Annotated in this window: 18 protein-coding genes; 2 read left to right on the top strand and 16 right to left on the bottom strand. The window is 72.3% G+C overall.

Features of this window, described 5'->3' with window-relative positions:
* Positions 1 to 100: 100 nt before the first annotated feature.
* The 14 genes from WMF26_RS27405 to WMF26_RS27340 all read right to left on the bottom strand — a co-directional run bounded on the left by WMF26_RS27405 (position 101) and on the right by WMF26_RS27340 (position 14,709).
* Positions 101 to 1,003 (bottom strand): hypothetical protein, encoded by a 903-nt coding sequence (locus WMF26_RS27405; protein WP_437995071.1) that lies wholly within the window; start codon positions 1,001 to 1,003, stop codon positions 101 to 103.
* A 326-nt stretch (positions 1,004 to 1,329) separates the two neighbouring features.
* Complete coding sequence (locus WMF26_RS27400; RefSeq protein WP_437995070.1) at positions 1,330 to 2,037, bottom strand: hypothetical protein; 708 nt, start codon at positions 2,035 to 2,037, stop codon at positions 1,330 to 1,332.
* 245 nt (positions 2,038 to 2,282) lie between these two features.
* Positions 2,283 to 2,621: a cytochrome C oxidase subunit IV family protein gene (locus WMF26_RS27395; RefSeq protein ID WP_061623454.1), complete on the bottom strand. Its 339-nt coding sequence runs from the start codon at positions 2,619 to 2,621 to the stop codon at positions 2,283 to 2,285.
* A 15-nt stretch (positions 2,622 to 2,636) separates the two neighbouring features.
* Positions 2,637 to 3,311 (bottom strand): cytochrome c oxidase subunit 3 family protein, encoded by a 675-nt coding sequence (locus WMF26_RS27390; RefSeq protein ID WP_437995069.1) that lies wholly within the window; start codon positions 3,309 to 3,311, stop codon positions 2,637 to 2,639.
* Positions 3,283 to 4,944, bottom strand: a complete 1,662-nt coding sequence (locus WMF26_RS27385; protein ID WP_437995068.1) for a cytochrome c oxidase subunit I — start codon at positions 4,942 to 4,944, stop codon at positions 3,283 to 3,285. The genes WMF26_RS27390 and WMF26_RS27385 overlap by 29 nt, the downstream gene beginning before the upstream one ends.
* Positions 4,941 to 6,026 carry a cytochrome c oxidase subunit II gene (coxB, locus tag WMF26_RS27380; protein WP_437995067.1) on the bottom strand — a complete coding sequence of 362 codons (1,086 nt, stop codon included), beginning with the start codon at positions 6,024 to 6,026 and terminating at the stop codon, positions 4,941 to 4,943. The genes WMF26_RS27385 and coxB overlap by 4 nt, the downstream gene beginning before the upstream one ends.
* Positions 6,023 to 6,853, bottom strand: coding sequence for an SCO family protein (locus WMF26_RS27375; RefSeq protein WP_438002451.1), 831 nt, complete (start codon positions 6,851 to 6,853; stop codon positions 6,023 to 6,025). Before WMF26_RS27375 ends, coxB begins: the two co-directional genes overlap by 4 nt.
* A gap of 5 nt (positions 6,854 to 6,858) precedes the next feature.
* On the bottom strand, positions 6,859 to 7,251 hold the full coding sequence (locus WMF26_RS27370; RefSeq protein WP_437995066.1) for a hypothetical protein: 393 nt from the start codon (positions 7,249 to 7,251) through the stop codon (positions 6,859 to 6,861).
* Positions 7,248 to 8,435 carry a hypothetical protein gene (locus WMF26_RS27365; RefSeq protein ID WP_437995065.1) on the bottom strand — a complete coding sequence of 396 codons (1,188 nt, stop codon included), beginning with the start codon at positions 8,433 to 8,435 and terminating at the stop codon, positions 7,248 to 7,250. The genes WMF26_RS27370 and WMF26_RS27365 overlap by 4 nt, the downstream gene beginning before the upstream one ends.
* A complete protein-coding gene (locus WMF26_RS27360) occupies positions 8,432 to 9,064 on the bottom strand; it encodes a c-type cytochrome (RefSeq protein ID WP_437995064.1) in 633 nt (210 codons plus the stop codon). Before WMF26_RS27360 ends, WMF26_RS27365 begins: the two co-directional genes overlap by 4 nt.
* The gene (locus WMF26_RS27355; protein WP_437995063.1) at positions 9,061 to 9,594 is read right to left on the bottom strand and encodes a DUF3341 domain-containing protein; all 534 of its coding nucleotides are present in this window, start codon (positions 9,592 to 9,594) and stop codon (positions 9,061 to 9,063) included. The genes WMF26_RS27360 and WMF26_RS27355 overlap by 4 nt, the downstream gene beginning before the upstream one ends.
* Entirely contained in the window at positions 9,594 to 10,937 is a 1,344-nt protein-coding gene (gene nrfD, locus WMF26_RS27350) for an NrfD/PsrC family molybdoenzyme membrane anchor subunit (RefSeq protein WP_437331375.1), read from the bottom strand. Before nrfD ends, WMF26_RS27355 begins: the two co-directional genes overlap by 1 nt.
* Positions 10,934 to 13,960, bottom strand: coding sequence for a TAT-variant-translocated molybdopterin oxidoreductase (locus tag WMF26_RS27345; RefSeq protein ID WP_437995062.1), 3,027 nt, complete (start codon positions 13,958 to 13,960; stop codon positions 10,934 to 10,936). Before WMF26_RS27345 ends, nrfD begins: the two co-directional genes overlap by 4 nt.
* 98 nt (positions 13,961 to 14,058) lie before the next feature.
* On the bottom strand, positions 14,059 to 14,709 hold the full coding sequence (locus WMF26_RS27340; protein WP_061628056.1) for a cytochrome c3 family protein: 651 nt from the start codon (positions 14,707 to 14,709) through the stop codon (positions 14,059 to 14,061).
* Between the two features lie 258 nt (positions 14,710 to 14,967).
* On the opposite strand from WMF26_RS27340, the gene WMF26_RS27335 reads away from it, so the two are divergent.
* Positions 14,968 to 16,398 (top strand): PQQ-dependent sugar dehydrogenase, encoded by a 1,431-nt coding sequence (locus WMF26_RS27335; RefSeq protein ID WP_437995061.1) that lies wholly within the window; start codon positions 14,968 to 14,970, stop codon positions 16,396 to 16,398.
* A 6-nt stretch (positions 16,399 to 16,404) separates the two neighbouring features.
* On the opposite strand, the gene WMF26_RS27330 is transcribed toward WMF26_RS27335, so the two are convergent.
* Both WMF26_RS27330 and WMF26_RS27325 read right to left on the bottom strand, forming a co-directional pair.
* Positions 16,405 to 17,487 (bottom strand): hypothetical protein, encoded by a 1,083-nt coding sequence (locus WMF26_RS27330; RefSeq protein ID WP_437995060.1) that lies wholly within the window; start codon positions 17,485 to 17,487, stop codon positions 16,405 to 16,407.
* Positions 17,488 to 17,497: 10 nt separating this feature from the next.
* The gene (locus WMF26_RS27325) at positions 17,498 to 19,021 is read right to left on the bottom strand and encodes a serine/threonine-protein kinase (RefSeq protein ID WP_437995059.1); all 1,524 of its coding nucleotides are present in this window, start codon (positions 19,019 to 19,021) and stop codon (positions 17,498 to 17,500) included.
* Between the two features lie 320 nt (positions 19,022 to 19,341).
* On the opposite strand from WMF26_RS27325, the gene WMF26_RS27320 reads away from it, so the two are divergent.
* Positions 19,342 to 19,965, top strand: coding sequence for a TetR/AcrR family transcriptional regulator (locus tag WMF26_RS27320; protein WP_437995058.1), 624 nt, complete (start codon positions 19,342 to 19,344; stop codon positions 19,963 to 19,965).
* The last annotated feature ends 373 nt before the right edge of the window (positions 19,966 to 20,338 follow it).

Here is a 20,338-nt window from a genome sequence, read left to right as displayed (position 1 = left end):
CGCCCTTGGCGGGGCGCGCCGGCTGCGGAGGAGCGCCCTCGGCGGGGCGCGCCGGCCGCGGAGGAGCGCCCTCGGCGGGGCGCGCCGGCCGCGGAGGAGCTCACTTCCCCGCGGCGGTCGCCGCGGAGGGCGGCACGCAGACGTTCTTGTACAACCCGCACGCGGCGCAGGTCGCCCCGTCGCCAGACGCGGTACCGCAGGGGTTGACGACGACCTCCTGGCAGAGCGTCCCGGCCGGACACGCAGCGTCGGTCTCGCACGGCAGGCTCGGGAAGCAGCCCGCCGCCGGCAGCGCCGGCGCTCCGTCGCCACCGGCACAGCCTGGCACAAGCCACTGACAGGTCGGCCCGAGGCCCGCGCACGCCTCCGCGGTGGCGGCCGTGAGGCAGTGCTCCGGCGGCGGAGGGTTGCAGAAGACCTCGTGCACCTGCCAGCGCCAGGTGTCGCCCTCCAGGATGCACTCCGCGTCGATCGGCATCGGGCCGCAGCCGGTGGGCATCATGTAGCCGCAGGTCCCGAGCCCTCCCGCGCAGGGAGCCCCGTCCTCCGGCGTCGCCTCGGGGCACGCCGGCGGCGGCGGGTTGCAGGACATCTCCGGCCCCATCTGCCACGCCCCGCCCACGCACGTGTAGTCGATGGGGTTGTCGCAGTCGTCGAGGTACGAGCAGGCCAGGCCGCCCGCAGCACAGCTCGACCCGGCTTCCGGCCTCTCGTCGGGGCACGTCGGCGGCGGCGGGTTGCACGTCGGGTCGATCCCCAGCTGCCACGCCCCATCCACGCACGTGAACCTGAAGGTGTCGTCGCCGCATACGCCCGAGTAGGTGCAGGACACGTCGTCCGCGTCGCAGCTCGACCCTTCTTCCGGCCTCTCCACCGGACAGCTGCCGTCGTGCACCGTGGGGTCGCACCCCGGCAGGGCCACGGCGCCCGCGAACGAGGCTGCCGCGGCGACGGTCACGACGAAGGGGGTCCGGAGCACCTTGCGCTTCTTCTGGATGGCCATGGCCTGCGATGTCCTTTCTGTGGCACAACCCGGCGCAAGCTCTGTCCTTGCGCGCTTTCCGTGCTGGGTTGAGCAAGCGAGATGCCAGGACGACCGGAAGGCGAGCGTCGCAGGCGCCCGGCGCGAGCTCGGATGAGAGCGGAAATAGGTGGTGATGGTCGATCTCTTCTGCCGCGCTCCCGAGCTCGGTGGTGGGCCCAATTTGCCCCGGAGTGATTCCCATGAAGGCGGGAAGGCAGGAAGATCATTGATCTTTTTTTTCCGCCTTCCCGCCTTCATGTTCAAATCCGGCCACCACCCCGAGCTCCGCGGGAAACCGCGGTCGGCTAGCGGCACGCGCTGATCTGCACGTCGTCGATGTTCCACCCGGACGTGGGCGCGCCGCCGAAGGCGAGCACGGCGCTGTAGCCGAACCGCACCCGGAGACTCCGGTTCTTGTAGGGCGTGAGATCGTACGTGACGTTCGTCCATGCGGACTCGGCGACGTCCTCGTGAGGAGACTCGTAGAGGATCCTCCAGCGCGCGCCGTCGAAGACCTCGACACGGGCCTTGTTGCGGTAGGTCGTGTTCAGCCAGCGCCAGAACGACAGCGTGACTCGCCCGCTCGCGGCCGCGTCGACGGCCGGGCTCGTCAGGTAACGCTGCGGGTGCGAGGCGTTGACGCTCGGGCCGCCGCCGAGGAGCACGCCGGCGACCCCGTTGTCGCCGGACGTCGTGTGATCGCTCGCCGGATCGGGGAACCCCGCGCGCTGGCCGCTGGACGCCCGCGCCGGGCCGATCTCCCAGCCCGCCGCGAGGCTCCACCGGGCCGCGTTGTCGGCGAAGCCCTCCGCGAGGAGGACCCGCGCGGCGCACGGCGCCGCCGGACCGTCGTTCCCGGGAGCGCCGCGGAGCGCCGCCGGGGCGCGCGCCGCCCAGTCCAGCACCAGAGACCCGTCGCCCTCCGCGACCCACGGCGCGTCCGCCGGGCCGGCGGTGCACGCCGCCGCGGCGAGACCGCACGAGATCGCGGCCCGTCCAACCCACCTCTTCATGGTCGCTCCTGCCGAACGTGCAATGCCCCTGGCGCAGGCGCCATTCCACATGGCCGCCGCGCAGCGCCGAGAGCACGTGTTTGTAGGACCGAACCGGGGCGGTGGATAGCCCGCGCGAGCGGCGGCCGATGCGGTGAGATCGGCATCGCGCGAGCGGCGGCCGACGCCGTGAGATCGGCGTCACCCGAGCGGCGGCCGACGCGGTGAGATCGGCGTCGTGCGCCCCCCGACGGGGCGACCCCGCATCACCGGGGCGGGGCCGTGACCTCGGGCAGCGGCGCCGGCGGGACCGGGCCGCGCGAGATCGTCTCGCGCCTCGACACGTCGGTGAGCATCAGCGTGAGCAGCAGGCCGAGGAGGAGGGCCGCCACGATCATGGGCAGGGCGTTCGCGAAGCGCTGCTCGATGAGGTGCATGAAGAAGAGGAGCACGAGCACCGTCTTCGCCGTGGCGATGAGCAGCGCCGCGACGACGTCGGCCCCGCCGAGGTGGGCCAGCGAGAGGAGGTACGAGGCCAGCGTGAGCGCCATCAGGACGAGCCAGACGATCACGTAGGTCCGCGAGGAGAGGTGCTTTACGATCATGAGCGCTGCCTGCCCTTAGCGGTGCATCAGGTAGAGCATCGGCCAGAGGAAGATCCAGATCACGTCGACGAGGTGCCAGTAGAGCCCGCCGAGCTCGACGTGCGTCTCGTTGCCCGCGCCGTACCGGCGCCGGAAACACCCCCACGCCAGCCAGCCGAGGACCACGAGCCCCGCCGTGACGTGGATGGCGTGGAGCCCGGTCGTCAGGAAGTAGAGCGTGAAGAACACCTTCGCGCCCGCCTGCGGGAGCTCCTCGAAGCGGTAGCCGGCGCCGGGGAAGATCCCCTCGCGGAAGTGCGCGGCGTACTCGACGCTCTTCAGCGCGAGGAAGGCGAGGCCGAGCGCGATGGCGCCGAGCAGGAATCGGCCGGCCCTCGCGGGCTGGTCGAGGCGCACGGCGTACACGCTCATCGCCACGAGGAGGCTGCTCGTCAGGAGGATCGCCGTGTTGGCCGTCCCGATGACGGCGTTGTTGTGGGCGATCGCCGCGGTGAAGTCGGCGCCGAAGACCACGCGGTAGGCGGCGTACAGGCCGAAGAGGCCGCCGAAGAGGAGGACCTCACTGGCGAGGAAGATCCACATCCCGAAGTGCGCGGCGTGGGTCTGCTTCTCGAGATCCTCGAACTGCATGGCGAGCCGCGCCGGGGCGAGCGGCTGCGGCTCAACGGGCGTCGGCTGAGATTCGGGCATGGGCCTCCTCGTCGGTCAGGTGGTAGTCGTACGGGCCGCGCTCGACGATCGGCGTCGCGGGGAAGTTGTGCGCCGGCGGGAGGGGCGGCGTCGCCCACTCGTAGCTCCGGGACCTCCATGGATTGGCCGGGGCGCGCGCGCCCCAGCGCAGGGCGATGAGGAGGTTCAGGAGCGCGAGCAGGAGCGCGCCAGAGAGCAGGTAAGCGCCGCCGGTCGAGAGGACGTTCAGCCACTGGTACTGCTCCGGGTAGCTGTAATAACGGCGCGGCATCCCGGCGTTGCCCAGCAGGAACTGCGGGAGGAACGTCAGGATGAACCCCAGGAACACCCCGAACGAGGTGAGCAGCCCCATCGACTCGGAGTACATGCGGCCGAACATCTTGGGGAACCAGTAGTGCGCGGCCGCGAGGAACGCGGTGAGCGTGCCGCCCACCATGATGAAATGGAAGTGGGCGACGACGAAGTAGGTGTCGTGCCAGTGCACGTCGAGCGACTGCGTCGCCGTGGCGACGCCGGTCATGCCGCCGAAGACGAAGAGGAACAGGAACCAGAAGAAATAGAGCATCGGGGTGCCGAGCTGGATGGACCCCTTCTGCAGCGTCGCCACCCAGGTGAAGACCTTGATGGCGGAGAAGATCGCGACGAACATCGAGAGCGCGCCGAAGATCCCGGCGTCGAGCTCGCTCATCCCGGCCACGAACATGTGGTGACCCCAGCCGGTGAACCCGATGAAGGCGATCCCGAGCGACGAGAGGGCGATCGCCCAGTAGGACGCCGGCTGCCGCTGCGCGAAGGTGCAGACCACCTCGCTGACGACCCCGAGCGCGGGGAGCACCATGATGTAGACGGCAGGGTGGGAGTAGAACCAGAACAGGTGCTGGAACAGCACGGGATCTCCGCCCAGCGTCGGGTCGAAGATGCCGAAATGGTAGATGTGGTCCAGCCCGACGAGCAGGATCGTCAGGCCGAGGACGGGCGTCGCGAGCAGGATGATGATGCTCGTGCTGTAGATCGCCCACGCGAAGAGCGGCAGGCGGCCCCAGTCGATCCCGCTGGCGCGCATGGTGTGCGTCGTGGCGATGAAGTTCACCGCCGTCATGATCGACGAGATGCCGAGGATGAAGATGCCGATGACGACCGGCATGACGCCGGCGGGCGTGGTCGTGCTGTACGGCGGGTAGAACGTCCACCCGGTGTCCGCGCCCCCGGCGATCGCCGCGGCCAGCGTGACCACGGCGCCGATCGCGTAGACGTAGAGGCTCGCCAGGTTGAGGCGCGGGAAGGCGAGGTCCTTGGCGCCGATCATGAGCGGGAGGGCGAAGTTCCCGAAGATGTTCGGGATCGACGGGATCATGAACAGCCACACCATGACCACGCCGTGGAGCGTGAACATGCGGTTGTAGGTCGACGCGTCGATCACGGTGGGCCCGGGGGTCAAGAGCTCCGTCCGGAGGACGAGCGCGAAGGCGCCGCCGAGCAGGAGCATCGGGATGATCAGCGCGTAGAACATGATCCCGATGCGCTTGTGATCGGTCGTGAGCAGCCACGAGCGCACGCCGGAGCCGGCGCGGAGATAATCGAGCTCGTGCGAGCCGTGAACGGGCGCTGTCCCCTCGACTTCATGGGCGATCATGGCGCCACCCCCTCCGGCGTGGCGCTCCCGGGGACGCCGCCGTCCCACGGCACCACGAGGCCGCGCGGCACGTCGCGGATCGATTTGATGAGCTCGATGATCGCGGCGATGTCGGGCGGCGGGACCTGTCCCAGGTACGACGGCATGACCCGCGGGAAGCCGCGGTGCACGAGGGCGAGCGGATCCATGATCGACTCCGTGATGTAGGCCTCGTCGGCGATGCGCTCGCCGCCGCCCTCGAGCGGCACGACGGCGCGGTAGAGCCCGGCCCAGGTGGGGCCGACGTGCGGCGTGCCGTCGAGGGTGTGGCAGCGGAGGCAGCCGTGCCGGGTGGCGGCGCGCTCGCCGCGGCTCGGCATCGTGGGCTCGGCCGCGGCGCCCTCCTGCTCCGCCTGAGAGGCGGCCTCCTGCGCGAACGCCGGGGTGCTCGCCGCGCCGCCCGCGAGCCAGCGCTCGTAGTCGGCCGGGTCGAGCGCGATCACCTGGCCGCGCATCTCGGAGTGGCTCGTGCCGCAGTACTCGGTGCAGAGGATGGGGTAGGCGCCGGGCTCGCTCGCCTCGAACCAGGCGGTTGTATACCGGCCCGGAAGGACGTCTTGCTTGACGCGGAACGCGGGCACGAAGAAGCTGTGGATGACGTCGCGCGACGTCATGACGAGCCTCACCGGCCTGCGCGCGGGGACGTAGAGCACGGAGATCATGCTCTCTCCCGCCGGATAGCTGAACTTCCACATCCACTGCTTGGCCGTGACATAGACGTCGAGCGCGTCCTCCGGCGGCGTGCGCAGGTCGACGAACTGGCGCGTGCCGATGTTCCAGAACGTGAGGAACACGAAGCCGAGGCTGAAGAGCCCCACCGTCTCGAGGAAGAGCGCCGGCCGCGCGAAGACGCCGGGGTGAGGCCGCGTGGTGCTCTCGCCCCGCCGGCGATAACGGACGAGGAAATACCCGCCGATCAGCGTGATCAGGAAGGCGCCCCCCATCGTCACCACGATGACGAAGTAGTGCAGCCAGTCGATCTCGCCGGCCACCGAGGAGCGCTGCTCGGGCAAGAAGAGCAGCTGGCGCAGGAGCTCGTTCATCGCGCGCCCTCCCGCCGCCTGCGCCGCCTCCCTTGCCAGCCGAAGAAGGCGAGCAGCGCGACGACCCAGGTCAGGATGGAGGCCGCGCCGATCCGCAGGAAGCCGGCCACATAAGGGCCGTAGCGGCGGCTCGCGGGGTCGTAGCGATAACACGTCATGAGGACGCGATCGAACGAGGTGCCCACCTGCCCGCGGCTGGCCTCGAGGAGGGCGAGCCGGAGGTCGAGGGCGGAGAACTCGATGCCGTAGAGGTAGCGGGAGACGCGGCCGTCCGGCGTGAGCACGAAGACCGCCGCGGGGTGCGCGTACTGCTCGGTCCGCGCGTCGTACGCGAACCGGAAGCCGAGATCGCCGGCGAGCGCGCGGATCTCCGGGAGCTCGCCGGTGAGGAACGGCCAGGCCCCGCGATCGGGGGCGCCCGCCATGCCGAGCGCCGACAGGGCGGCTCCGCGCTTCCGCGCCGCGGACTCGGGGGTATCTCGCGGATCGAAGCTCACCGTGAGCGCGCGGTACTGCTCGCCCAGCCGGTAATCGAGCTTCGCCATGCCGGCGACGAGGCCGCGCAGCACGAGGCCGCAGAGCATCGGGCAGCGGTAATAGGCGAGGACGAGGAGGACCGGCCGCCGCCCGTCGAAGTGCTCCGCGAGCGCCGCGCGCCGCCCGTCCATGTCCGTGAACTGGAGGGCCTTGTCCACGGCGCCCCCGAGGCGCTCGTCGATGTCGGCCTCGCGCGCGGCGGGCGGGAGCGACGGCGGATCCACGGCGGCGGCGAGCGGCGCGCGCGAGAACACGAGGGCGAAGAGTGCGGCGGCGGACACGAGGTGCATCCTCATCAGCGGCTCTCCTCCACGACGAGGTTCATCGCGTCCTCGATCGGGATCTGCACGATCCCGCGGCCCCGGTCGGCCCAGCCGAAGCGGCCGAGCTCCTCGCGCTTCCTGCGGTTCAGCATCCTGCCGAACCCCTCCTCGCCGACGGCCTCGCGCTGGAAGACGCGCTGATCCACCCCGGCCACCACGCCGCGCGGCTCGAAGCCCTCCCTGGCGCGGGCGAGGCTCCTGCCCGCGGGGCGCAGCTCGGCCTCGCGGCCGCGCAGGATCACCCACGACCAGACGCCCAGGATGAAGAAGATCACGACGACGGCGAACGCGACGGCGAGGATCCTCCGCCAGGGGAGGAGATTCTCTTCCTGGCGAACGTCGGGACGGCGGTAATGGGTCGTCATACGCTCTCGTAACGGAAGGCGGCCGGCAGCGCCGGGTCGTTGATGGGGGCGAGCGGCTTGCCGCGCAGGCGCAGCGCCGCGAACGCGACGCACGGGCCGACCACGGCGAGGAGCGCCGCGAGATCCAGCCAGTGCAGCGGCGCGCCGCCGCCGGGCGCCTCGGGCACGACGAGCCAGTGCATGTCGAGGTAATGCGCGGCGAGGACCCAGGCGGCGACGGCCGACAGCCAGGCCGGCCGCCGCTTGATCCGGTAATTGAGCAGGATCGCGAAGGGGATCACGAACCGCGCGAGCACGAGGACGAGCGTCGCGGTCCGCCACGGGCCGTGGGAGCGGCGCAGGTAGAACTCGACCTCTTCTGGCTTGTTCGCGATCCACATCAGCATGAACTGGAAGAAGGCGGCGTAGGCCCAGAAGATCGTGAACGCGAGGAGCAGCCGGCCGAGGGCGTAGTAGTGCGACGCGCGGAGCCCGGGCAGGAGCCCGCCGCGCTCGGCGGCGAACGCGAGCACCGTGAGCAGCGCTATCGCCGCGACGAAGCCGCCGGCGAAGACGTAGACGGGGAACATCGTCGACACCCACGTCGGCGCGAGGGACATGAGCCAGTCGAACGAGGCGAACGAGAGCGTGAGCGCGACGGGCGGGAGGCCGACGACGCTGATCAGGCGGAGGCGGCCGCCGGCCGCGAGCGCCGGGGTCGCGTCGCCCCGGAGCGAGCCGCGCCGGAGCAGGGCGCCGAAGGCGAGCCACACGGCGAAGTAGATCGCCGTCCTGACGAGGAAGAAGGGGAGGTTCAGGTAGGGCTGCTTGTGGAGCACCACCTCCCTCACGTGCTCTTCGCCGATGGTCTCGGGGTGGAGCCACTCGCCGTAGAGCGCGTTCAGCCCGAACAGGAGCGGGAGGAACAGCACGGCGAGGAGCGGCAGCGCGCCGACGATCGCCTCCGCGAGGCGGCGGACGGCCACCGGCCACGTCGCGCCCATGGCGTGGCAGATCATGAGGAAGATGAGGGCGCCGACCGCGGTGGTCACGGCGTAGGCGTAGGCCGCGAGGTAGGCGTAGAAGAGCCGCTCGCGGTCCACGAACGCGCCTGCCACGAGCAGCGCGGCGCCGACGAGGGCGAGGCCGAGCGACCGCGTCACGATCGCGCGGCCGCCCCGGAAGACGGGGATGCGGAGGTTCACGGGAGCTCCTTCCGAGCGCGCTCGCGGAGGGGTTCGGGGAGCGCGTCGAGCGCGGCGGCGCGGCTCCTCCCGAGCGCCTTGACATAGGCCACGATCGCCCAGCGCTCGCGGAGCGGGATGTTCGGCTCGTAAGAGCGCATGAGCCCGTAGCCCTGGACAATGACCTGGTAGATGCGGCCGGGCGGGAACGCCTGCACGCGCGCGTCGACGAGCGACGGCGGGCGGCGCTGGGTCATGTTGCGCGCGACCTCCGACGCGCCGTCTCCCGCGATCCCGTGGCAGGTGGCGCAGAAGATCTCGAAGCGTTCCTTGCCGTGCCGGAGCAGATCGAGCGTCACCGGGACCGGGATGCGCGTGACGTACGCGCCGCCGGCGATCCCGCGGGTCAGCCCGGGATCGCCGGTCACGCGGTCGTTCGGCACGGTGCCCTCGGGCGGGCGGCGCATGACCGCGCCGTCGAGGAAGAGGTCCGATGGCCGGTAGGGGGCGTAGCGCGCCTGGCGGAGCATGCGCTCGAGGTCCAGCGCGTCGGCATCCCCGGGCTCGGGATCGGCCGGGGTCGACGGGGTGCACGAGAGGCAGAGCGCCGCGGCCAGGCAGGCGAGCGGGAGGGGGCGGCCGCGCTTCATGTGCGCTCCTTCCCGGCCCAGGCGACGGCGAGCGCGCCGAGATCGGTGAGATCGCGCTCGGCGAGGGGGCTGATGAGCGCCGGGTCGCGGGCGTCGATGCCTATCCAGAATCGATCGATGGTGGCGCGCTCGAACCCCGGGACGTCGAAGATCGGGCTCCAGAGCTCGGGCAGCCGCGTGAGGACGAGCATCACGACGAACCCCGCCAGGGCGGCGGCGAGCACCGTCATCTCGAAGGTGATCGGCACGAACGCCGGGGGTGCGTGCCCCGGCCGCCCGCCCACGTTGAGGGGATAGTCGTACGCGTTGTTGTGCCACTGGACGAGGTAGCCCCCCGCGGCGCCCGCCAGCGCGAACGGCAGGACGATCCAGTTGAGCGGCGAGCGGCGCAGGCCGAGCGCCTCGTCGAGGCCGTGCACCGGGTACGGCGTGAACGCGTCGAGGCGCCGGTAACCGCGGCTCCTGAGCTCCGCGATCGCCCGGAGCATCGCCTCCGGCGTCTCGAACTCGGCGAGCAGACCTCTCCGCATCAGTGCTCCTCCTTGCCGAGCTCGCGGTTCAGCTCCTTGACCTCGGCCACCGGGATGAACGGCAACAGGCGCAGGAAGATGAGGAAGAGGAACAGGAAGAAGCAGAACGTCCCCGCGAACATCGAGATATCGACCCACGTCGGGCCGTAGGCGTGCCACCCGGACGGGATGAACTCGCGCTGGAGCCCCATGACGATGATCACGAACCGCTCCGACCACATCCCGACGTTCACGAGAATCGAGATGATCCAGAGCAGGATCAGGTTGCTGCGGACGCGCGTGGACCAGAGCAGCTGCGGGACGACGACGTTGCAGAACATCTGCGCCCAGAAGACGGCGGCGTTCGGCCCGCTGGGGCGCGCGACGAAGAACTGATACATCTCGTACTCCGAGCCGCTGTACCAGGCCGCGAAGAGCTCGATGATGTACGAGTAGATGACGATCCAGCCCGTGACGAGCGTCAGCTTGCTGAGGTTGTCGAGGTGCCGCTGGGTGACGACGCGCTCCAGGTGGAAGATCCGGCGCGCCGGGATGAGGAGCGTGAGCACCATCGCGAAGCCGGAGAAGATGGCGCCCGCCACGAAGAACGGGGGGAAGATGGTCGAGTGCCACCCCGGGACGAGCGATATCGCGAAGTCGCTGCTCACGATCGAGTGCACCGAGAGGACGAGCGGCGTCGCGAGGCCGGCGAGCAGGCCGTAGAGGAGGCGGTAATGGCGGTAGTCTTGCGCGGAGCCGCGCCAGCCGAGCGACAGGATGCCGTAGATCACCCGGCGGCGGCGATCGGGCGCCCGATCGCGCAGGGACGCGAAGTCGGGGACGAGCCCGAGGTACCAGAACACGAGAGAGACCGTGAAGTACGTGAAGATCGCCGCCGCGTCCCAGGGCAGCGCGCTCTTGAACTGAGGCCACACCCTCAGCGTGGAAGGGTAGGGGATGAGCCAGTACGCGAACCACGGCCGGCCGAGGTGCAGGAGCGGGTAGAGGCCCGCCTGGACGACGGCGAAGAGGGTCATCGCCTCGGCGAACCGGTTGATGCTCGTGCGCCAGCGCTGCTCGAGCAGGAGCAGGATCGCCGAGATGAACGTCCCGGCGTGCCCGATGCCGATCCAGAACACGAAGTTGATGATCCCGAACGCCCAGCCCACCGGGATGTTGTTGCCCCAGACGCCGATGCCGCTCACGATGGTGTAGGCGACGAGCGTCAAGAGCACGATCGTCCCTGCGCCGGTGAGCGCGAGCGCCGCCCACCAGAGCCGCGACCGCGGCTTCCAGACGACCGACAGCAGCTCTTCCGAGAGGGCCTCGTCGGTGGGCCTCCCGAGGATGAGGGGTTGTGTCACGGCTCGCCGAGCTCCGGGTTCTCGTTGTCGACGCGCGCGAGGTACATCGTCCTCGGCCGGGTCCCCTGGTCGTGCAGCACCGCGTAGCTCCGCGGCTCGTTCCGCCACGCGACCATCGGCGTCTCTGCGTGCTCGAGCGCCCCGAACTGGATCGCCCGCGTCGGACAGGCCTGCTGGCAGGCCGTGACGACCTCGCCCGGGCGGATCCCGCGCTGCTCGACGCGCGCCGCGATCTCCGCGCGGCGGATCCGCTGGACGCAGTACGTGCACTTCTCCATGACGCCGCGCTCCCGCACGGTGACGTCGGGGTTGCGCTGGAGCCGCGCGAGCCCCGTGTTGTAGGCGTGGAGCTCGTGGTAATCGAACCAGTTGAAGCGGCGGACCTTGTAGGGGCAGTTGTTCGAGCAGAACCGCGTCCCGACGCAGCGGTTGTAGGTCATCTCGTTGAGCCCGTCGGGGCTGTGCGTGGTCGCGTTGACCGGGCACACGTACTCGCACGGCGCCTTCTCGCAGTGCTGGCACAGCATGGGCTGGTGGACGACGCGCGGGTCGCGCGGGTCGCCGGAGTAATACGTGTCGATGCGGAGCCAGTGCATCTCGCGGCTGTTCAGGACCTCGTCCCTGCCCACCACGAGGACGTTGTTCTCGGCCTGGCACGCGACGACGCACGCGCTGCACCCGGTGCAGATCGAGAGATCGATCGTCATGGCCCATTGCGCGAGCGCCACCCCGGGGGCAGGCACCGCGGGCATGAGGGACGGCTGCGGCCCCCTGAACGCCTCCGTGAAGTCGGGGTGCTCGCGGTAGACGGCGAGGGGGACAGAGAGAGCGATGGGCCGCCCGCGCACGCTGAAGTGCGTCTGCGTCAGGGCGAGCCGGTGCTTCTCCCCCGGCCGCTTGCGCACCGAGAGGCCCGCCGCGAAGAACGGCGCGTCCGCGGTGCGGAGCCGGTACGCGTCCGCCCCCACGCCGGCGGCGATCGACTCGGCGCCGCTCCGCCCGTAGCCGAGCGCGAGCGACACCATGCCGTCGGCGTGCCCCGGCGCGACGAGGACCGGTATCGAGATCGTCCGCCCTCGGAGCTCGAGATCGACGACATCCTCGCTCTCGACGCCGAGCGCTCTGGCCGTGTCCGGGCTGAGCAGCGCGGCGTTGTCCCAGGTCAGCTTGGTCATCGGATCGGGCAGCTCGAGCAGCCACGGGTTGTTGGCGAACCGGCCGTCATAGACGTTGGCGTCCACCGAGAAGGCGACCTCCAGGACCGCCGCCGGCGCCGGGACCGCCGCCGCGAGCTGCCCGAGCGCCGCGAGCGCCCCGTCGGGCCGCAGCGCGGCGCCCTCGCGCGGGGCCGCGCTGCCCTCGACGAGACCGCGCCGGAGCGCCTCCTCCCAGAACGCCTCGAAGTCGGCGCCGCCCCGCCGCGCCGACCAGGCGTCGCGCAGGAGCTGGCGGGCGCTCCGGCGCGGCTCGCCCGCGAACACGGCGAGCACCTCGGAGGCGGTCCTGCCACCGAAGAGCGGCTCGATGAGCGGCTGGACCATCGAGATCGTGCCGTCGTAGGCGCGGGCGTCGCCCCAGGCCTCGAGCTCGTGCGCGGCGGGCACGAACCAGCTGCAGGCGGCCGCGGTCTCGTCCTCGTAGAGCCCGAGGTAGACGCGGTTCGGGACGGAGCGGAGGAGCGCCGCGAGCTCGAGATCCGCGGGCGCCGTATAAACCACGTTGTCCTCGAGGATCACGAGCGTATCGACGCCGCCGCGCCGGATCTCGTCGGCGAGCGCGGCGAGCTCCTGCTCCGCGGCGCCGGCCGAGATCAGGGTCGGCCCGGTGACCCACGCGGCGCGGTCGCTGCCGAGCGCCGCGTTCATGAGGTGCGCGAGCGCGTGGACCGGCGGGGGCTGCCGCTCCCCCGCGACGACGACGCTCGCCGCGGCGCCGCGCGCGAGGTCGCGCGCGAGCGCCCTGACGAACGGCTGCTCCTCGGCGCGCACGTGCGCCCGGAGCGGCTCGAGCGCGCCGAGCGCCTGGAGCGGGATGGCCCCGGGGCGCGGGCCGATTGCGAGGAAGAGCTCCGCCGCGATCGCCGCGGCGAGCGCCGGCACCTCGCTCGGGCGCTTGCGCAGCCGGTGGTCGGCCATGCTCCCGGTCGGGCTCAGCCCGGGCTCGACGACGTAGAGGCGGTTCATGGTGCCCGTCGGCGAGCCGACCCGCCTGCGCTCGGCGAACTGGCGCGCATACGGCACGCTGAACGGCATCGAAGCGAGGAAGTCGGCGTCGAGCGCGAGGATGACGTCCGCCGCCCGGAAGTCGTACTGGGCCTGGAGCGGCGCGCCGAAGGCGAGCGCGGCCCCGCGCGCCGGATGGGCCGACCGGGCGGGCGCGTAGAACGTGAACCGCGCGGCCGGATGGCGCGCCTGGACGCGGCCGATGAGGTCGAGGATGAGCGGCGAGCCCGTCGGCCGGAGGACGAACCGGAGCCCGGCGCCGCGGTCGCTCCGCGCCGCGCCGAACTGCTCGACGAACGCCTGCCACGCCGCCGGCGCGGCGCCGCGCCGCGCGGCGCGCGCCCGGTGCTGATCGTAGAGACCGAGCACCGACGCTTGCTCGTGAACGCCGGTCGCGCCGAGGCTCGCCGGGTGCTCCGGGTTGCCCTCGACCTTCGTCGGCCGCCCCTCGTGGTTCTCGACGAGGATGCCCGTGGCGAACCCGTCGAGCTCCAGGCTGGTGGCGTAGTACCGGAGGATCCCCGGCGTCACCTCCGGCGGGGTCGTCACATAGGGCACGATCTTGTCCGCGGGCCTCGATCGGCACCCGGAGACGCCCGCGAGCGCCATGCTCGCGCCGAGGAGCTTGAGCCAGCCCCGCCGGCTCACCGCGCCCGGGTCGCCCTCGCCGCCGGGGAGCTCTCGCGCCGCGGCCTCGCGGAGCTCCGGCGACTCGAGGAGGTCCGCGAGGCTGCGCCAGTATGCCTTGCCCGTCTTGCCGTCGAGCGCCGCGCTCCAGGGGGTCTGTCTCTGATCAGCCATCATCCCTCTTCAGGTCCTCGGCGGCCGGCGCCGCCGACTCGAGTGCTCACCGCTGTTCGCCGCATGCCGTCTCCTCGCCTCCGCCTGCTCCCGCGCGCTCACCTGTGGCACGCCGAGCAGTGCTCGAGGCGCCTCACGCCGAGCTCCCGCGCGACTTGGCGGCCGATCCGCTCCGCGTCGGGGCCGGCGTCCCACTCCATGTCCGTGACGGCGGAGGGCGGGCGGAGGTGCCGCTCCGGCGCCCTGTGGCAGTCGAGGCACCAGCCCATCGTCATCGGAGACACCTTCCGGACGTCGGGCATCTGGTCCACGCGGCCGTGGCACGTCACGCAGCCCACCCCCTTGTTCACGTGGATCGCGTGGTTGAAGTAGACGAAGTCGGGGATGTTGGTGACGCGGTTCCAGGCGATGGGCGTGTTCGAAAAAAAGCTGTTCCGGACGACCTCGAGCTTGGGGCTCTGATTCCAGATCTGGCTGTGGCACCCCATGCAGAGCGTGGTCGACGGCATCCCCGCCGTGCCGGCGCGCTCGACCGTGGAATGGCAGAACCGGCAATCGATGGCGTCGTCCTGCACATGGTGCCTGTGGTCGAACTGCACCGGCTGCTGCACGGGCTGGTTCCGCCCGGTGTTCCAGTCCGTGCGCACGTAGATCATCGGCGCTGCCACGGCCGCCGCGCCGCCGAGGAGGACGACGGCGATGGCGATTCGGAAGGCGGTGTTGCTCCAGCGCGGAAAGACGGATGCCATGATCTCGTGTAGCCGGCCTCGCTCGATGGGCGGCGTGGCGGCCATCTCCATCGATGCGGAGATCGCCGGGGTCGTTTCGCGATCTCGTCTCGCGCGCGCGCCGGGAGCTCGCCTCGCGCGCGCCCCGGGAGCCGCGCGCTCAGGCGATCCCGGAGCAGCGCCGTCCGGCGTGCGCTCGATCGCGCCATGCGCGGGAGCGCCGTCCGCGAACACCAGATCTTCGCCTCGTGGGACGGAGATCTGCGATATCTTGCCGTGATGAGGCCATCGAACGCTGCCCTATCGCCCCTCCTGGTCATCGCGCTTCCGGTGGCGGCCGGGCTCGCCTTCTTCGCGTGCTCGCGCGACGAATCGATCTCCCCGCTGCCCCTCGGCACCGGCGGCGCGGCCTCCTCGGCCTCCTCGACCGGCGGGCCGGGCGGGAGCGGCGTCGGCGGTGACGGCGGCGCCGGCGGAAGCGGCGATGCCGGGGGCAGCTCCGGCGGGGGCGGCGCCGGCGAGGGCGGGGCCGGCGGTGACGGCGGCGATGGCGCGACCGGCGGGGGCGGCGCGCGGCTGAGCTGCGCGCCGCCGTCCGAGGACGAGGGCGCGCTGAAGCTCACCCCGCTCGTCACCGGCCTCGCATCCCCGATCCTCGTGAAGTCCGCGCCGGGCGACCCGACGCGGCTCTTCATCGTGACGCAGCCCGGTCAGATCCTCGTCCTCGACGAGGGGGCGACCGAGCCGACGGTCTTCCTCGACATCCGGGACCTCACCGTCTTCGCGGACGAGCGCGGCCTCCTCGGGCTCGCGTTCCACCCGGAGTACGAGAGCAACGGCCGCTTCTTCGTCCACTACTCCGACAAGGCGACGGGCGGCGATACGCGCGTCGTCGAGTTCGCGCGGGGCGAGCGCCCGGACGTGGCCAATCCGATGCCGGTGGCCACCTACCTCGAGCAGGCGCAGCCGGCGCGCAACCACAACGGCGGCTCGCTCGAGTTCAGCCCCGTCGACGGCTTTCTCTATCTCGGGCTCGGCGACGGCGGCAACAGCAACGATTCCGGCCCCGGCCACTCGCCCATCGGCAATGGCCAGGATCTCACGACGTGGCTCGGGAAGATCCTTCGCCTCGACGTCTCGACGCACCCGTACCGCATCCCGGAAGGCAACATGACCGGCGAGGGCGTCCTGCCCGAGATCTGGGACTATGGCCTGCGCAACCCGTACCGCTTCAGCTTCGACGCGTGCACGGGCGATCTCTACATCGCCGACGTCGGACAGCGGCTCTGGGAGGAGATCAACATCGAGCCGGCGGGGCAGGGCCGGAAGAACTACGGCTGGCGCGTCATGGAGGGCGCGCACTGCTTCTCGCCGGCGGAAAACTGCGATCCCGAGGGCACCACCACGCTCCCCGCCGCCGAATACGGCCATGCGGGGCAAGTGATCGAGGATTGCTCGGTCACCGGCGGCTACGTCTACCGGGGCAGCAAGATCCCCTGGCTCCGGGGCAGCTACCTGTTCGGCGACTACTGCAGCGGCCGGATCTGGACGCTGAGGTACGAGGGCGGGGTGGCGTCGGCGCCCGTCGACCGGACGGACGATCTCGGGTCGTTCCGCTTCAAGCTCGCCAGCTTCGGGCAGGACGGCACGGGCGAGGTCTACGTCACGGATTTCGGCGGCGGCGCCGTGTACCGCATCGATCCGGAGTGAGGGCGCTCACATGGACCAGCGGAGCCCGGCGTAACGCGGGCCGAGGACGAGCTCGGGCGGCGGCGCGGAGGCGGCCTTCTTCTCCGGCTGGACCGGCACCTTGCGGCCGCCGACGATGGCGAGCGGGATGCCGACGCCGGCGAAGACGACCCCGCCGACGATGAGCGCGACCCCGGCGTCCGCCGCGCTGGCATCTTCCTCGTAGGTGAAATCTTCCTCGAACGGGTCGGTGGGATCCCCGGTGTAATCCGGGTCCGTGGCCGAGCTCGCGGCGATCGCCAGGCCCCCGCCGAGGAGGGCCACGGCGCCGATGCTCGTCAGGACGATGCCCGTGACCATCATCCCCTTGCTGCGGCGCCGGGTCAGCGGCTGCGGCGGGGGGGCTGGCGCGCGCCCGGCCACAGGGGCGAGCGCGGCGCCGCTCGCCGGCGGGGCGGCGGCGCGCGCCGGCGGCGGCGCGGCGGGGCCGCTCACCGGCGGGGCGGCGGCGCGGGCCGGCGCGCCCGCGAGCTGCGGGACGGCCACCGTCTCCGAGGCGCCGGCCTTGTTGAGCTCGACGGTCTTCACGAACGGCGATCGGCCTGCGGCGGAGGCCTCGATCGTGTGCTTTCCGGGATCCACGGGCACCGGCGTGCCCCACTGCGCGCGCCCCACGAGGGCGCCGTCGCGCTTCACCTGGAGGTCGACCGGGGCGTCCGCGGGCGCCGTGATCGTCAGCCGGATGAGCTTCGGCTCCAGCGCCGTGGCGCGCTGCCGCGCGACCTTCTCGCGCTCCAGCTGGCCGGCGGCCTTGGCCGCGCCCGCCACGTCGAGGAACGTCGACCAGGCGCTCGCCGTCCGGCCGACCTGCTCGTAGCAGGCCGCGAGGTTGAACTGCGTGCCGATGCCGGGATCGAGCCGCTGGCTCTCCTCGAGCTTGGGGCACGCCTCGGCGTGCTTGCCCTGGGCCATCAGCTGCCGGGCCGCGTCGAACAGCGCCTGCGCCGCCGCCGTGTCGGCCCTGGCGTCGCGGCCGCCCCCCACGAGGGCGGCAAGGAACATCGCGAGCGCCAGCAGGCGCCCGAGGTGCTGCATGGGCAGGCTCGTCATGGTCGTGTCCTCACTTGCGATCGTCGAACAGGTTGCCGCTCGCCGGCGCGGCGGAAGGAGCGGCGGCCGGCCGGGCGGTCCGGGGCTGCGGCGCGGCCGCGGCGCCCACGGGTGCGGGTGCGGGGGCGGGTCGAGGAGCGGCGCTCGCCGGGCGCGCCGCCGCGGGCTTGCCGCCGGCCGGCGCCGCGGAGGCGGCCGCGGCCGGGCCCGGCGCGGCGCGCTCCTCCGTCGGCGAGGGCGCCTCGACGCCGCCGGGCGTGACGGCCGGCGAGAGCGCCGCGGGCGCGTCCGGCGACGCCGCGGAGCCCGCCGGCGACGGCGCCGCGGGCGCGTCCGGCGACGCCGCGGAGCCCGCCGGCGACGGCGCCGCCGCGGCGCTCGCGGAGGGCTCGGCCGGGGCGCCGTCGCGGCCCGCGCGGGCGCTCAGGAAGCCGAAGATCCCGAGCGCGACGGCGAGCGACAGGCCGATGCCGGCCAGCGCGACGAGCCCCACGGGCCGCTTCCGCCGCACGACCGTCCCCGTCCACGGCGCGGAGGTGCTCGCCATCGTCGGCGAGATCGCCCCGCTCCGCGCCGCGGCGTCCGGCCGCGACGGCGCCGAGCTCCTCGAGATCCCGCTGATCCGGTCGATGGAGACCCGCGCGCGCCCGCTCGCGAACGGCGCGAGCGCCTCGGCCAGCGCCCCGACGTCGCGGAACCGCCGCTCCGGCATCTTCTCCAGGCACCGCTGGATCACCGCCTCGAGCGCCGGGGGTACGTCGGGGCGGAACGAGGCGAGCGGGCGGGGGATCCCCTGCATGATCGCCACGCAGAGCTGCGGCATGGTCGCGCCGTCGAACGGCGGCGCGCCCGCGAGCAGCTCGAACAGGATGACGCCGAGCGACCAGATGTCGGTGCGCGCGTCGACGTCGCGCGCGGACTTGAGCTGCTCCGGCGACATGTAGAGCGGCGAGCCCATCACCGCCGTGGTGTCGGTGATCCGCGGATCGGCGCCGCCGGTCGCCACCTTCGAGATCCCGAAGTCGAGCACCTTCACGCACGGCGAGCCGTCGGCGCGCCGCGTCAGGAACAGGTTCGCCGGCTTGAGGTCGCGGTGGACGATGCCCGCGGCGTGCGCCTCGGCGAGCGCTTCGCAAGCCTGGAGCACGTATTCCACGGCGATCTGCGGCGGCATGGGCCCGCCGGCGCGGAGCGCGTCGGCGAGGTCGCTGCCCGACAGGTACTCCATCACCATGTACGGCGTGCCCGACTCGAGCGTCCCGACGTCGGTCACGCGGGCGACGTGCTCGCTCTTGACCTTCACCGCGGCGCGCGCCTCGCGCACGAAGCGCTCGGCCAGCGTGCGCGAGTGGGCGGCCGAGGGCAGGAGCAGCTTGATCGCGACCTGCTCCTCCAGCTGGAGGTGGGTGGCGGCGACGACGACGCCCATCCCGCCGACGCCGATCACCCGCTCGACGCGGTACTTGCCGGCGATCACCTGCCCCTGTCGAACCAGCCCTTCGGCTTCGTCGTGTGTCGGCGCGGTGCTCGTCATCGATCGGTCCCTTCGGCCCGCCGGATCGCGGATCGCGTGAAACGCGCGATCTTCGCGGAGAATCCGGCGCAAAGCCAGCCCACGATAGCCGCCGGGCGGACGGCAATCAACGTCATGGCTCGGCTCCGTCGCGCGCCTCCCCCGGCCCCGCGCCCGCGCCCGCGCGCCGTCCGCGCCTCCTCCGGCGCCCGCGCGCCGTCCACGCGGCTCGCGCCTCCCCCGGCGCCGCGCGGGGCCCGCGCCGCCCCCGGGGTGTTCCCGCCGACGCCTCGCCGGGACGCTTCCCCCGGGCGTGAATCCGAGAGAACATCGCTCACGCCATGGAGCACGGTCACCCCGGCGGCGCGAGCGAGCGGCGTCAGCGGATCCTCGAGGCGACAGAGCGGCTCCTCCGCCGGTACGGGCCTGCCAAGACCACCGTCGCCGACATCGCGCGCGAGGCCGAGATCGCGGTCGGCGCCGTGTACCTGGAGTTCGCCTCGAAGGACGCCATCGTCGAGGAGCTCTCCCAGGGCCAGCACCGCGCCGTCATGGCCGCCATGCGCGCCGCCGCGGCCGTGGACGACCTGCCCTTCTGCGACCGGCTGCGCGCGGTGTTCGACGCCCGCGCGCGCTCCTTCCTGGAGCTCGCCGGCTCGGGCGCGCACGCCTGCGACCTCGTGCATTGCCAGAGCCGCGCCGTGAAGGCGGCCCACGCCCGCTTCCTCGACGAGGAGCGCGCCCTCCTCCGCGACCTCATCGCCCGCGGCGCCCGCGCGGGCGAGCTCGACGCCGAGGACCCGGAGCTCGCCGCGCGCGCGCTCCTCCGCGCCTACGCGAGCTTCTCCCCTCCGTGGCTGTTCCAGAGCTCCCGCGAGGAGGCGTTGGCGATGCTGTCCGCGGTCCACCGGATCGTCCTTTACGGCCTCGTCGGCCGCGCGCCCGCCCCCAAGCCGAAGCGCTGACGCGACGCGGGCGTATCCCCGCTCGCCGGCCCGGGCGGGCGCCGCGCGGCGGGCCCGAGATCCCGAGTCGCCGCCCCCGCGGCGCGGGCCAGCGAGGCTGTTTGACGAGCTGCGTAACGCGCCTGCGCGGCGCGAGCTCGCGTCTTCCGGGCACGAAATACCTCGATCCGCGCACCGCCAGGGCCAGTGTGCGCACTCCCTGGCTCGATGATCTCGAGCGCGCAGCGGCGCGCCAACACGCGCAAGCACGCGCCAACACGCGCAAGCACGCGCCAACGTCGATAGCCGCCGAGTTCTCCCTGGAGTTTCGACAATTTCTGTGACAGCCGCGGATCGGCGGCTTATTATCCGCCCCTTGCTGGAGGGCAGTCAT

The sequence above is a fragment of the Sorangium sp. So ce185 genome (assembly GCF_051526825.1).
Lineage (GTDB): Bacteria > Myxococcota_A > Polyangia > Polyangiales > Polyangiaceae > Sorangium > Sorangium cellulosum_D.
This window is presented reverse-complemented; position numbering and strand designations above follow the sequence as displayed.

What these genes read in the sequence shown, in the direction of transcription:
- WMF26_RS27325 (WP_437995059.1), bottom strand. Translation starts at nt 19,021, where the DNA reads ATGACGAGCACCGCGCCGACACACGACGAAGCCGAAGGGCTGGTTCGA.
- WMF26_RS27330 (WP_437995060.1), bottom strand. Translation starts at nt 17,487, where the DNA reads ATGACGAGCCTGCCCATGCAGCACCTCGGGCGCCTGCTGGCGCTCGCG.
- WMF26_RS27355 (WP_437995063.1), bottom strand. Translation starts at nt 9,594, where the DNA reads ATGCGGAGAGGTCTGCTCGCCGAGTTCGAGACGCCGGAGGCGATGCTC.
- WMF26_RS27385 (WP_437995068.1), bottom strand. Translation starts at nt 4,944, where the DNA reads ATGATCGCCCATGAAGTCGAGGGGACAGCGCCCGTTCACGGCTCGCAC.
- coxB (WP_437995067.1), bottom strand. Translation starts at nt 6,026, where the DNA reads ATGAACGAGCTCCTGCGCCAGCTGCTCTTCTTGCCCGAGCAGCGCTCC.
- WMF26_RS27375 (WP_438002451.1), bottom strand. Translation starts at nt 6,853, where the DNA reads ATGCACCTCGTGTCCGCCGCCGCACTCTTCGCCCTCGTGTTCTCGCGC.
- WMF26_RS27370 (WP_437995066.1), bottom strand. Translation starts at nt 7,251, where the DNA reads ATGACGACCCATTACCGCCGTCCCGACGTTCGCCAGGAAGAGAATCTC.
- WMF26_RS27400 (WP_437995070.1), bottom strand. Translation starts at nt 2,037, where the DNA reads ATGAAGAGGTGGGTTGGACGGGCCGCGATCTCGTGCGGTCTCGCCGCG.
- WMF26_RS27335 (WP_437995061.1), top strand. Translation starts at nt 14,968, where the DNA reads ATGAGGCCATCGAACGCTGCCCTATCGCCCCTCCTGGTCATCGCGCTT.
- WMF26_RS27390 (WP_437995069.1), bottom strand. Translation starts at nt 3,311, where the DNA reads ATGCCCGAATCTCAGCCGACGCCCGTTGAGCCGCAGCCGCTCGCCCCG.
- WMF26_RS27395 (WP_061623454.1), bottom strand. Translation starts at nt 2,621, where the DNA reads ATGATCGTAAAGCACCTCTCCTCGCGGACCTACGTGATCGTCTGGCTC.
- WMF26_RS27345 (WP_437995062.1), bottom strand. Translation starts at nt 13,960, where the DNA reads ATGGCTGATCAGAGACAGACCCCCTGGAGCGCGGCGCTCGACGGCAAG.
- WMF26_RS27360 (WP_437995064.1), bottom strand. Translation starts at nt 9,064, where the DNA reads ATGAAGCGCGGCCGCCCCCTCCCGCTCGCCTGCCTGGCCGCGGCGCTC.
- WMF26_RS27405 (WP_437995071.1), bottom strand. Translation starts at nt 1,003, where the DNA reads ATGGCCATCCAGAAGAAGCGCAAGGTGCTCCGGACCCCCTTCGTCGTG.
- WMF26_RS27340 (WP_061628056.1), bottom strand. Translation starts at nt 14,709, where the DNA reads ATGGCATCCGTCTTTCCGCGCTGGAGCAACACCGCCTTCCGAATCGCC.
- WMF26_RS27320 (WP_437995058.1), top strand. Translation starts at nt 19,342, where the DNA reads ATGGAGCACGGTCACCCCGGCGGCGCGAGCGAGCGGCGTCAGCGGATC.